General features: G+C 56.5%; 8 protein-coding genes. 1 reads left to right on the plus strand and 7 read right to left on the minus strand.

The window, feature by feature from the left end; genetic code table 11:
- Positions 1-5: 5 nt before the first annotated feature.
- From ACP5OT_RS02715 to ACP5OT_RS02745, 7 genes are all read right to left on the minus strand, one after another.
- A complete protein-coding gene (locus ACP5OT_RS02715; RefSeq protein WP_428131249.1) occupies positions 6-2,108 on the minus strand; it encodes a TIGR03986 family type III CRISPR-associated RAMP protein in 2,103 nt (700 codons plus the stop codon).
- 12 nt (positions 2,109-2,120) lie between these two features.
- Complete coding sequence (csx19, locus tag ACP5OT_RS02720; RefSeq protein ID WP_428113556.1) at positions 2,121-2,696, minus strand: type III-D CRISPR-associated protein Csx19; 576 nt, start codon at positions 2,694-2,696, stop codon at positions 2,121-2,123.
- Positions 2,693-4,486, minus strand: coding sequence for an RAMP superfamily CRISPR-associated protein (locus ACP5OT_RS02725; RefSeq protein ID WP_428113558.1), 1,794 nt, complete (start codon positions 4,484-4,486; stop codon positions 2,693-2,695). The genes csx19 and ACP5OT_RS02725 overlap by 4 nt, the downstream gene beginning before the upstream one ends.
- A gap of 3 nt (positions 4,487-4,489) precedes the next feature.
- Positions 4,490-6,820 carry an RAMP superfamily CRISPR-associated protein gene (locus tag ACP5OT_RS02730; RefSeq protein ID WP_428131251.1) on the minus strand — a complete coding sequence of 777 codons (2,331 nt, stop codon included), beginning with the start codon at positions 6,818-6,820 and terminating at the stop codon, positions 4,490-4,492.
- Positions 6,817-8,445 (minus strand): Cas10/Cmr2 second palm domain-containing protein, encoded by a 1,629-nt coding sequence (locus ACP5OT_RS02735; protein ID WP_428113562.1) that lies wholly within the window; start codon positions 8,443-8,445, stop codon positions 6,817-6,819. The genes ACP5OT_RS02730 and ACP5OT_RS02735 overlap by 4 nt, the downstream gene beginning before the upstream one ends.
- A gap of 13 nt (positions 8,446-8,458) precedes the next feature.
- On the minus strand, positions 8,459-10,204 hold the full coding sequence (locus tag ACP5OT_RS02740) for a hypothetical protein (RefSeq protein ID WP_428131253.1): 1,746 nt from the start codon (positions 10,202-10,204) through the stop codon (positions 8,459-8,461).
- Between the two features lie 152 nt (positions 10,205-10,356).
- Positions 10,357-11,235 carry a CRISPR-associated ring nuclease gene (locus tag ACP5OT_RS02745; RefSeq protein WP_428113566.1) on the minus strand — a complete coding sequence of 293 codons (879 nt, stop codon included), beginning with the start codon at positions 11,233-11,235 and terminating at the stop codon, positions 10,357-10,359.
- 230 nt (positions 11,236-11,465) lie between these two features.
- On the opposite strand from ACP5OT_RS02745, the gene ACP5OT_RS02750 reads away from it, so the two are divergent.
- Entirely contained in the window at positions 11,466-12,644 is a 1,179-nt protein-coding gene (locus ACP5OT_RS02750) for a CRISPR-associated protein Csx3 (RefSeq protein ID WP_428131256.1), read from the plus strand.
- Positions 12,645-12,916 lie beyond the last annotated feature (272 nt).

Genomic DNA, 12,916 nt, shown 5'->3' on the forward strand with positions numbered 1-12,916 from the left:
CCACCTCACTCAGTAACACCGTGCTTGCCAATTAACCGTAACCCCGCAGAATCATCCTCCGCCAGTGGCAACGCGATACGCGGTCCGGGATTTTTACCTCCCCGCTTGTTGCCGACAAACCATTCATACTGTTTGCCATCCGGCTGCGGTTGGCGTGTCGAACGCGGGTAATGGACAGGCAAGGGTGGAGTATCGGCCAGTAATGCCTTGAGATCACGGATGTTTGCCAACTGCTCAAACGCAGCGCCAAAACGCGATGTCATCGCTCGCTTGAATGCCGTGATCCATGCGTTGATGCGTTGCGGATCCTGGTCGTGCCAACCGCTACGTGCAAACGATGCATACCGCTCGGTAGGGTCCAGCAATGAAACACGAACGACCTCGATCTGTATCGAGCCGAACCCCAGCGGTTTGGCGTAGCCGATGCGGTGATACCAGCCCTCAAGTTGCAAACTCCACAGCAGAGCACCCAACTCTACCGGAGCCAGATTCGCGAAATCGACGGTAAACTCGAACACACTGCCGGCCTGTTGTACACAGTGCATCGTCCGGTTCTGATCACTCTTTGCACCGTTGACACTCCGGTATTCCTGCGGATTGAGCTTTGCACCGTGATGGCGATAGACTTTGCGCCCACGCAGGATCTGATTCTGGCTGTTGTAATCTACTTGTCCGTCGTCTTGTCCATCTTGTCCATCTTGTGGTTTGCCGGTGCGTGGACGCAAATAGAAGCGATAGGTGGTCGGCTTGGGCGTAGACAGAATAGCCAGGGTTTCATCACACGTTCCGCCATCTTTGGTCAATACGGCATGGCTGAAGCTAACGCGCCTGGCATACGCCGTTCGTGCTGACAGTTCTGGAGGATTAACGGCGGTTTCGTCACCCCACACCCACCCAAACACCCGACACACAGGGCAGAGCGCATCGTAGGTTGAGCATTTCTTCAGATTAGAGGGGTGCAGCAGTTCGCCGATGGTGCGCTCAAAGCCGACACGCGACACCGAGACGGGCACAATGAATCGCACCTTGTATCCACTGTTGCCATCTTTGTCGAGCATGGCATAGACCAGATCACCATCTGTTAGTTTTTGGCGGCCTTCGACAATAAAACGGCTGAAGGCCGGCTCCTTGCCCTGCGGACGATTTGGATCCCGCCGTTTGCGCACCTCATCGCGGTGACGCTCTTGATAGTCGGCGATCAGTTCTTCGTACTTCTGCCATACTGAGTCAGGCAAATCAAGTGGAGAGAGCTTCTGATTGGTGAAGAACAGCCGCTCATCGTGTTTATTCTCAATGTTCTGATTGGTAATACAGAGATACCCGCTCACCTGTAGCTGGTTAGCGCCGGGCTTCGGCAGTGGTTGGTCCGATTTTGCCAGGTGCACCACATTCCAGAACTTGAAATTGCGGCGCGGATGGCTCATACGCTCGATAATCGCCTGGCAAAACTCACCATGTGCAAAGCCGGTCAGCGAAAGTTTTTGACGCCGATCGTAGGGCGTATTGGGCGACTGAGCGACCGTTTTGCTCTTCTGCAACGGATCGTACACATGCACCCATGCAGCGTACTGCGGACCGGAAGGTCGTTGGCCGGGTGTGATCGTTGTTGTTCCGGGTAACAACTCCAATTCCCACCGCGTGTCGATTTGGCGCACCCGCGCTGGAACCAGTTGAAGCGCCAGCTCTGGCAACAGGTGATAACTCAATCGCTTATCACCGGCAAAGTGGGCAAAGCAGGAATTGGTCGCTGCTTCAAAGATCGCGCGGATTGCACCGCGCAGACTCGTACCGGGAATAGCGATATTGCCTTCCGGATCGCGGAAGAAGCGATAGTGACGATGGATCTTGCCATTGACGTGCTCTTCGCGCACATCCTCGCTATCCGCAACAAAGATCGGGGTGGTGGTGGTGAGTCGGCAATAGATACGTCCGGTCAACCCCACATACCGATCATGGGGCGGTGGTGCACAACGACCTAACAAAGGGGCAAGGTGCCGGTTGCGCGTTTCCAATGTGCGCACGAAGTTGTAGGGGTTGAGAAAGCGGTATCCTTGTGCAGATGAGGCGCCGCTCGATATAGGCCGGCGTGGGGATTTAGATTTGCTCATTGTGCCTCCGCTTTATGCTGGCCTGTCATTTAATGCCCGATACCAGACAAACGCCGTTCGTCCCTGTTCGGTGTAGCGCCAGAAATGCAGGTAGACGCGACCAGTTGCATTCAGAGGATACGCCAGGATGGACGCTGCAACCCGGTCTTCGAACCAGCGCGGTTGATTATCTTTGCGCTCACCCCACAGTATGACCGACTCTTCGTAACGGCGAAGCTGACAGGCGGGATGTTTCTGCCAGAAGTTCTCGAAGGCGAATCCATTGAACGATACTGATGTACCGATGTAATGCCACAGCCAGCGATTACCATCGCGCCGCAGCGAGAGATGACCACTCTCACCGAAGATTTCGGCACGCTGGAGATATTCCGGTTGGGCGGGCTGGTCAGCAAACTCGATATGGCTGACGTGTTCCCAGATTCGGTAGGGCATCCCCTGCCAATGCGCTTGCCACGCATTGAGGAAGTCGCACAGTTGATCAGGTATAAACTCGCCACCCAGGATGGCCGGGCGATCTGAGTCGCTCAACTTCGCCTGCTGCATCTTTTTATACAGTTGGGTAAAAAAGTCGTTGCTTTCGTCGCTCATGACACCCTCGCTGGATAGAGATCGGGCAACCAAGTGCCGTTGATTTCATCGAAGTAGCCGTCTTTATTCAAACCGAATGCATGTTTGTATTCCTTGACCGTCACATTGAACGCTCTGATCCAGCTCTCTGCCAGAGCCCTCCAATCGTTCTCTGTTGTCGGATCAAGCATCAACGTGCGGTAGACGCCGCTCATCCCGCCTTTTGATTGCAAAAGTCGCTGTTTAGCGGTAATCGCCTGCTGCGCAGCCGGCTCCTGGTTATTCGTCTCAGACAGCGGAAAATCGCTTTCGTGAATAATGCCGAGAGTCACAGCACCGTCTTCGATCCTGCACTGACCAAAACCTTTGGCGGCACCGAAGCCAACAGTGATCAACCCGTCGTGCAGATCACGCAACACCAGCGCCAGCCAACCCAATTCCCATGGTTCGGGGTTCTCGAGAAAGAGACGCACTCGGAACTTGGGCTGCCACAGCACCACCGCGTCGAACTTGGCCGTATCGCGCCCGCCGCCGGTAAAACGGTCGATAGCCAGAAAATCGAGCACCTTGAGAGTAACCTTATCGCCGACAAATGGTGCATCTTCGACGCGCAACCGGCTGCCGTTCCACGGGCTGCCGAAGAGCCGACAGGCGAGACAGAGTTTGTCTTTGGCACCACGCTGCTCAATAGAATTTCGTTCACTCTTCGGTAGGGTTTTGATGAAACTATTACAACTCGCAACCGGGTCGCTCGTTTTGGTCGTCAGCGGGTTGCACGCGGGGCACGTAGTTAAGAATACCGTCTTGCGACTCTCCATATCCTTACCGGTATCCCATGCGCTTACGGTCGCTAGAGTACGGGCAATCCGCTCGGCCTGACTCCGCAAAGCACCGCGCAGGCTCGAACCGGGCAACACCGGCTTAGCCCCTTGCTCGTAAGTCGCGAACACCGGCGCATGATCAAACCCGCTCCGACCGGCTTGAGCCACATCGTTGGTCAGAAAGGGACCGGTTGCGGCCAGTGTAAATTCGGCCAAAACCCATGAACGGGCGACCGGATCATCACCCTGGTACGGTTTTACCCACGCCCGTGCCTGCTGGACCTGAGTGGTCAGCCATGTGCGGTCGCCGTCAGTAGTGTGCCAAGACGGCCCGTGGTGTAAAAACTCGATCAGCACCTCTGGACAATTCAGATCGCGCTCGATCCATTGCACCTCGTTGAGAGTAAACGCACCCAACCCCCGATTGACCCGACCACCGATTGCTCCTCGTCCCTGTTCCCATTCGGCCAACGTCGCCGCCAATAAGGGCAGCAGTTTCGGCACATCAGGCAGTTTGGGATCGATCTCAAGCCTCAGAGTAAATACCGTCCCCGCCGGCAACACTTCGTAATCGAACTTAATCCGTTCACGTCGCGCAGCCGCACCGGTCACCCGATCAATCCCAACTCCATCGCGGATGGTCAGCGATGGGATCGTATCGAGCACGGCATTGTAGACCAGCACCCGGGCAGCAGTGGCGGTATCACTATCTTCCCTTGGATTCACATCGCCGAAGAGCTGACAGACGAGGCATTGACAGACGGCGCTTGACGATTGGTTGTCAATCGCTTGACACGGACTTTCCCCAAAGCGAGGCGCGAGCCGCGTGGCAATGCTGCGCAGCGCACCGGCGATAGCGGTACCCGGTATGAGCAGCCGCCCCCGCACATCACGGCGCAAGAGATCGTCGGTCGTTTCCGTATCGCTGCCCGTGCCCACGTGAAGCGCTGTACGCAGCGTTAGCTTAGCAGTGATGGCACGAAACTTCATCGGCTATCTCCTCTCTTCAGCCTTCTGGCGGGCAGGCGCAGCGATCCAGGCAGCCAGCATCTGCAAGCCTATGCGCCATGCCTGCGGATGTTGGTCCAACTTGTGTTGCCTGAGTTTGTCTACCAACACATCCAGCAGCTTATCGATCACATCCATACCGCTCTTCCCGTCAGCCGTGAAGAAATTCGGTTTGTCGCGGCCGGACAACGATTTGCCGAGAATGTTCTCTGCATTCCCTGATCGTTGTAAATCCTGCTTGATGGCATCAACCGAGGTATGCTGAGAAATATGCAACAGACGGGCAATCGTCTCAAAACGCCCATCGTTGAAACAAGCGAAGGATTTTGCTTTCGCTTCGAGCTTTTCCTCCCACTCGCGGGTGAAAGCAAGCACGGCCACAAGCGGGGTCGACTGTTCGGCAGACGCCATCTGCAACGAAGTGAGATCGAGCATCGGGCTGTCGATTCCTTCGAGTTGCCGATAGATCGGGTGATTAAAGGCCACCCGGCCAAACCCCTCTTCGCGGCGTAACCCAATGCCGCGATTCTCCACCTCTTTCAGGCGCTGTATGAGATCATCCAGCTCAATGCCCTTGAAACTCAATCGCACGCTCGAACCGGCAACGATGGCAATGTCTCGCGCGCGCGGCAAACCTAACGTGGCATTGAAGGAGTCTACCGTCCGCACCGCTGAAAACGCCAGCGCCTCGCCGTTCTGGTTGCAATCAATCGAGACTTCTGCACTATCCAGCAACTGCAACTCGCGCTGTAGCCATGCGGCATCGAACCCACGCCAGAAGCGCCCCCAAGGATCGACAATAATCGCATCACTCAACAAGAGCATCGTGACATGCTTCGTTGACGTGAGGCGTTTTGTGAGTGGCTGCAAGCTGAACAGCGGTTCGTTGATTGGCTGAAACACGGCGCTAACTTTGCCATAGCCGCGTTGGGTGGCTTTACCGAGGTGCAGTTCGTTTACCTCTCCATTTGGTTGAAGATTGGCCATGTTTTGTAAAAGGTCCCAGACCGTTTGATCGGTACAGGTTACCTCACCGACAAAATACTGACCCGGCTCTAAAGCTACGTACCCGTACAGATCGCCGGTACGCACCCGCCCACTGTCAGGATCGATGCGAATGTGCATCTCTACCATCGTAGACGGTTTATGCCTGGAACGCGGCATACCTCTGACTAATGAAATAAACCCTCCCAAGCTCGTTAACTGGCCGGTACGCTTACATCGCGGGCATTCCTCCGGCGCACTCGGATCGAACAGACTCCAGACTCCATGGCCTTTATCTCGGCTGGGATCGGCATACCCCGGATGCAATTCGCACGTTAGCAGATCGCGCGGGGCAATTATAGTGGGATAACCACTAGCTTGCTGAGACACTTCTACCGGAGTCAACATCGAGAAGCGTACTGTATCACGGTAGAACAGTTCGACAAAACACCGGTATACCGACCCCTGAAGTTGCTGTCCCAGACGCTTCGCCGCACACCACGCCAGCGCGCCGCGAAGCACACTGCCGGGAATCATGTCGAGCGTCTCATACTGGTTGCCGGCTTCAGCGCGGCGGGCAATCAGCAACGGTTCATCAAGACGGATGATCACCCGCAGGCGATAGGTGTGATTACCGGTATCGGTAGGCAGATGAAACGGCTTAGTCTCGTCATGAATAATCTCAGGCGCAGACTCAGGGACTGTCTCACTCTTTAGGCGCTTAGCCAGCCGTGTTAACAGTTCGCTTTCTCTGTTTCGATCAACTAAATGAATCTCGCACTCACCATAGCCACGGCGTTTCCCTGCGCCGAGGTTGCGCAGCATGCGCGCCGCCGCAACGATATACTCCGCTTCCTGCTGCGCAATGGCATCATCACACTCACACTCAGCCACAAAGCGAAACCGCAGGCTGCCATCGCCGTCCTCGTGGGTAAAGAGTTTATTCTCTTCAACGCGGCGGGTGCGCGGATTGATCCGCGCGCGAGTTGTGGTTTGGGCGACCATAAACTGCATGCGCTGCTTTTGGGGGCGTACCTGCGGTACCAGCAACCCGGCTGGCCGGGCCGACGAGATGCGCCAGCGTTTAAGCTGACGCGGCGAGCCGAAGACGCGCTCAAGAAGTTGCTGGCAATCAGGTCGCGCAAATGGTTGCAACGTCAGCAGGTTCGCTAGACTTTCACGCAGGAGACCGGCTAGCACCGTGCCGCGAATTACCGGTACGCCGTCGGCGTCGCGGAGTAGGGCCGAGTCAACTTGTAGACCGAGACCATAACCGGCGCCAATGTGGTAATCGCTCTTGAACTCGATCTCGAATTCGAGACGGGTACTCATGCCTCTTCCTCCTGCGGTTCATAATCGTCGGGAGCGTGTGACAGATCCTGCGCAAACTCCCATACTTCCAGCAGATCGGGTATACCGTGAGCGACTACATCGCGGTTATCGTGCGCGATTCTGCGCCAGTAGTGAGCGCCATTCCCATCGTTCTTGAGCTTGCCTACCGCTTCGAGTGCACCGACTACCGCCGAACGTGAAGCTGCACTCAAGCGCTCCAGAATCTTTTCGAGCCGATGCTGCGTCCACCGTTCTAAGGCTTGGGTACGCTCCCGCACACAAATACCCGCCGGCGCCTCGGCAAAGCAACGGCGCAATTCGGCCAAGCGCTTCCGGGGAAGATCTTTCAGTGCATAGCGCTGCGCCAGCAGATGCCTAAGGTCGATACCGTGTTGTAAGGCACCTACCGAAAGATCGTTCTCGGCGACCCAATACGGACGTAACGAGCGCTGGATGACCTGATCACCGTCTGCCTCGTTTATGCCCGCCAACCGATTGCCTAAAATGACCTCGAAATTGACCGCCGACAGATGCTCGCCCGTCTTGGCAGCCAGCAATTTGCTCTGGCGCTTGGCATCCTCTAGCAAGGCTTTGGCCCGGCGATGGGCCAGTGTATACGGATAGGTACCCTTGCAAATTACCACTGCCGCGGCAATCGTCGGACGAGGCACGTTGTGCAGACCTATCTTATTTACCAGCATCTGCATGCACTTTTCCCATTCGAGGCAGAAGCGACGGGCAATATCGAGCGCATACGGCGCCGGGATGAGCGCAAAGAGATCGTCACCACCGAGAATGAGGGGAAGCATCGGTATCATCGCTGCCTGTGCCGGAACCTGCTTGCGGAACGCAATCATCGGAACGGCCAGACTCTCGCTCAGCACCCTTGATAGACCTTGCGAAAGTTGCTGGAGCTGATGCTGGTCACAACTGCCGAATAGTTGACCCATACCGTTGCCATCGGCCACCAAATAGGCTACGTAGTTTCGTCCACTCAGGTCAAGTTCGGCAATGGCATCGGCGTCCTCGGGCCAATCCGGCTTAATATGGGCAGGAATTTCCGCTTTCTTAGCATAAGCATCGTACACTGCACCGAGGAATTCACGCAGACCGCGATCTCGCTCCTTTGCTTTAATCTGACAGGTCGCACACAGATATCTGTGGCGGGAAGCGTTCCTTACCGCCAGCCGATCACGCCGTTCCGCCAACCCCACGCCACACGACTCGCAAAAGGCCACATACGGCATATGAACTTCGACCATTACCCCTTGCCGACGATTCTTCCCCCAGCGCAGCCTCTCAGCGGCGTTCTTATTCGCGTCGGCAAAGTCATCGTTCATCTCCACCGGTTCGGCGACCGTCAGGCTGCCGCCGAGCGTCAAACGGTAGAGTTCGGACAAATCGTTGCCAAAATCAATTGCTTGCCGGACATCGTCAAAGATGACCCGAAAACTACCACCATCGTTGACCACAACCTGACCGTTGTACTGCTTCGCCAATGTATCTTCAATGCTACGGCAGAAGCGGGTCAACAACTGACTCGCCCCGACCACTTCGCGCAAGCGCGAAGAGCGAAAGATGAAATCCTGAATCTTATCGGCCTCGGCAGCCAAGAGGTAGGGCATAGGTGGATCTCCATTATTGACGCAGACCCGGCGGTAAGAATTTCAGATCGCATACCTCAACCAAACGCGACCACGAAGGCGCTGCGACTCGATCGTTCTTTCCTTTAGCAGCAGCAACCGTACCTGGATAGAAATGCTCTAACCAGTTTTGGATAAACTCTTCCACAGCAGCCTTCACCCACTCCAACGCGGCCTCGGCAACAGAACTAGGAAGGTACAGATGGGTATGAATGGCTTCACCACGCAGTTTGGTAAAACCACGATTACCATTGTGAGTAAAATCGAGCGCTTTGCCATCCCAATACTTATTGAGTGAAGGACAGCCCGACACAATTTTTACTTTCCCACACCCTCGTAGATCAAGCGATTTGCCTCCTAATAACACTTCTCGCATTGCCTCAGCCCCACTGTGATCGGCGAGACGTTTGAAACCCTCGCTTTGCTCGGTATTAGATAAATTACTCACTTTCTTCGATGACCCGCCACTGTCCGTCAGATCAAGGCTACCTTTGAGCCAGGCAATGCATAGCCGCGCCTTCAAAAGAAACTCGTCCAGAGCGGCCGCCCGCAAATACGCCGAACGGTAATCTTCATTCTTCGTAATTAACCGCTCGATCTTCGCCAGCTCATCGCTCACATACGCCAGCAGCGGTTCTGGTTGGTTAAACAGCGAATGAGTAGGGTCGGGATCGCCATGTTTCAACTTCAGGTGTTTATCCAGCAACTGCTGCGCCGCAGCGGTTGCGGTCGTTACAGCAGACACATTCGGCCAAATCAGACCTAAGACATCAATACTCCACGGTACCACATCATCGGGCAACGGCGGATCAAAGCAGTCGCGCATCTGCTTAGCAACGGCGTAATTGCCGTTTTCCCACTCTTCATACATTTTGAGCAACTTGGCCAAACGCTGTACCTTCTCCAGATCACACGGCTCAAACAGCGAATCACCGTTGGCGGTAGCGTCCAGAGTTTGCGACATCGCACCGAGGATACCACTCCCCTGACTACCGGAACCAGGCTCACTCCCCAACAAAACGCGCGCATTGCGGAAGCTGTAGCTCTCGTACAACCGTCGCACCTGCTCCCAGTCACGCAGGTGGAAGGCTTCGTAGGGGTTGGCAACGGTTCCAATGCGACAGGTAAAGCCATAGGGCCGGTGCCAATCGGGATCATATTCATCAAAATCAACATAAGTGATCGGCAGACCCGAATGAGCCGCGTAGAGAAACGCACCCACCACCATACTCTTCTTAGCGCCGGTAATGTCTACAACGTTGGTGTAACCTGCCGGAGGTTGGGCTTCCTGCTTCTGGAACGCTTCGCGGAGAGCGCGGAAAACGTGGGTAGGCGTATCCTTGGGTAATTCGATCAGGTCAAAACTATCGTCCGCCAAGTTGGGACGGAACTGTTCAGAGAGAGGAGCCTGCTTCAGGCTCAGCATATACCCCTTGAGCCGCGTACCATGATCAACGCCCGGCATCTTGCTATACAATGTATTCAATACCAACACTACCCGCTTCGGCTTTAACACGCAAACAACCTGCAACAGAGGCTCAAACGACTCGCCGACGGTCAGCGCTAGGGTGTGAACAGGCTGGTCAACACCGCGTAGTCGATCAGGTTCTTGAGCAGCCATCTTAAGTTCGCAACCCAGCAATTGCTGAATATATTGCTGAATATAATCCTCATAGTTGTGTTTATTCCAGAATTTGTACGTCTGTTCCCTCAAATTGTCAATATCACACTTACCACCCATACACATCTCCTCGTGGATAACCATTACGTACACCGGTTGGCAGCCTGATCTGCTCTTGCAGTCTACCTTACCACTACTGTCGGTGCGGCTCATCCCCACTCCTGCTGATTCTTCCTCATCACTTCTGCTGATGCGGCTCGGTTGAACGGCTGCTATACTCCCTCTATAAATGTAGCAAAATGCTCGCGGATGAAGCGATAATCGAGCGGTGCGTCGTCCGCAAGTTCCCATGCGTTGCGGCACTCGGCCAGGATGGAGGTTTTGTGCGAATTGACGGTACTCAACGAGACCGACAGATCAACAGCCACCTGATCCGGGCGCAACCCACGAGCAAAGGCGCACAGCACGTCGCGCTGGCGCAGGGTGAGCCGCTCCCACACCTGGCGACACTGTGGCTCATCAACGGGGACAATGCGCCGCAACTGCGTCTCCACCGCCTGCATTGGCGTCTGCGCCAGGGCGCGCAGCGCCGGAAAATAGGCACCCCACGGCGCCAGTGGCGCCTGAATCAACTGTACGCCATCGGCAGGTGTCACGTGCATCAGTGCACCATCCTTGACCCGCTGCAACGTTGCTTCCGGCGTATGCATGTGCCAGATGCGGTCCTGGTGGTCGCAGAGCAGCGCAGCCGCCGACATCGCCAGCAGCGCCATCATGCGCCGACCGCCGCTGAGACAGAGGTGCAGCCGTCTCCCTTCACGTTTGAGGTCGGCTATCAGGTCGCGGATGCATTGCCACGCCGCCTCGGCGTCCGCTGCTGCACGGATGTCGGTCAGTTCCGAGCCGTTCGCGCGAAGAGGAACGTGACGCAGTCGGCAGCGCCGTCCGGCATAGTAGTCGTCAACGAATTCGGCTTGCAGCCGCTGCCATGCTTGCCGGGTGCGCAGGTTGGCAAACGAGAGGTGCAAAACGTAGACGTCGCTGATGGCTTCACCCTGTGCCAGCAGCGCATCGAGGGCAAAGGTCACGATTTGCGGCTGCCCTCCCAGCGTCGCCACCAGCGTGGCACCAGCGTCGGTCTTTGGCTGCATGCTTGCTCCCATGTGATCAGCGCGCGATGGATGTGCGGTCGATCACGCGCTATCCTCACTCCTCAGCGGGGTAGAGAACACGAGGCGCGCCCCCTCCCGATCCGCGCGGACCCTCCCGATCCGTTCCATCCGTGTTCCATTCACCAGGAGTCGCCTGTGAACTGTTCATACTATAACAGCGCTATGCTGTTTGTCAAAACCATCCGTGTCCCATTCACCAGGAGTCGCCTGTGAACCCATTCCCTGCCATTCTCATCGGCGGTCCGCCGCATAGCGGCAAGTCGGTGCTGACCTATCTGCTCACACAAGAGTTGCGCCGGCAGCGCGTGGAACATTACGTGCTGCGCGCCTGCCCCGACGGCGAAGGCGACTGGAGTCAGGAAGCGCCTCCCGAAACTGTGCGACTGCTGCGGCAGAAAGGATCGTTCAGCGCCGACTTTGTCGATCGGGTCTGCCGCGACTTAGCGCAACGCCATTTGCCGCTGATCGTCGATGCCGGTGGAAAACCGACGCGCGATCAGGAGCGCATCTTGGACCATTGCACCCATGCCGTCCTCATTTCCGCCACAGTCGAGGGGCTGACAGAATGGCGTGAGCGCGCTGAACGCCACGGGCTGGCGATTATCGCAGAACTCCATTCCGTCCTCGACGGCGCCGACCGCATCGACGCCGACGCGCCGGTGTTGCGCGGGCAGATCGGCAGCCTCGAACGTCATACCGACGCTGTCGGACCTGTGGCGCTGGCGCTGGCACAGCGGTTGAAGCAGGTTTTGAGCTACACCGATGTTGAACTGAAAGCGTACCATCTGTCGCACACCCCTACCGAACTGGTGATCGATATTGATCACCTCGCGCGCCCGATCGGATTGCCGGAGCGCGAACGGCGCTGGCAGCCCAACGATCTGCCATCCGCCCTCGATGAAGTGCCGGACACAGCCCTTTCTATCTACGGACGGGGACCGAACTGGTTGTACGCCGCGCTGGCGCTGCGCGCAGCGCCAAACACGGTCTTCCTGTTCGACCCCCGCCTGGGATGGCAACCTCCCGTTTCATTGACTTGCGCATCATCGGCGGCGCCTGCTGCGTTTTCATGGCAGATCACCACAACCTCCGAATGGACCTGGATTGAGATGCAACCCGGAATGCCATACCTCGACTACCACGAAATCGACGGCACAACACTGCCGGCGTGCGACCCGCAGCGCGGCATAGTGCTCAGCGGCAAGATTCCACACTGGTTGACCGTCGGCGCGGCGCTTGCCTACCGCCATCATCCGTGGCTGGCAATCGTCCAGGCGCAGGAATACACGAACGGCATTGTCGTTACAAGCAGAGTGCAGGAGTATCGTCCAGGATCGCTGGTTGTACTTCGGATCAAACCGATAGCCGGAGCGCCGATCAGAAAATGAGGCTCAGAACGCTCTGGCGGATGACGCAATTTATATTTGGAGAATGCAACAAGGTATCGCGCAATACAGATTTTTCACCCGCTATTGCGAACATGACGACCGGACATCACACGGCGCGCGTCATACGCGACCATTGCCTCTCGTGCTGGCGTCGGATGTCGCATTTGTGACGGCGTTGTGTGCTAGACTTCAACAGGAAACGCACCCGACCCCTGAGGTCTGGCTCCGCGCACTCCTCCCGGTTGCGGAACCAGACCGGCGGAATGATCTCT

The sequence above is a fragment of the Chloroflexus sp. genome (assembly GCF_049970315.1).
GTDB lineage: Bacteria > Chloroflexota > Chloroflexia > Chloroflexales > Chloroflexaceae > Chloroflexus.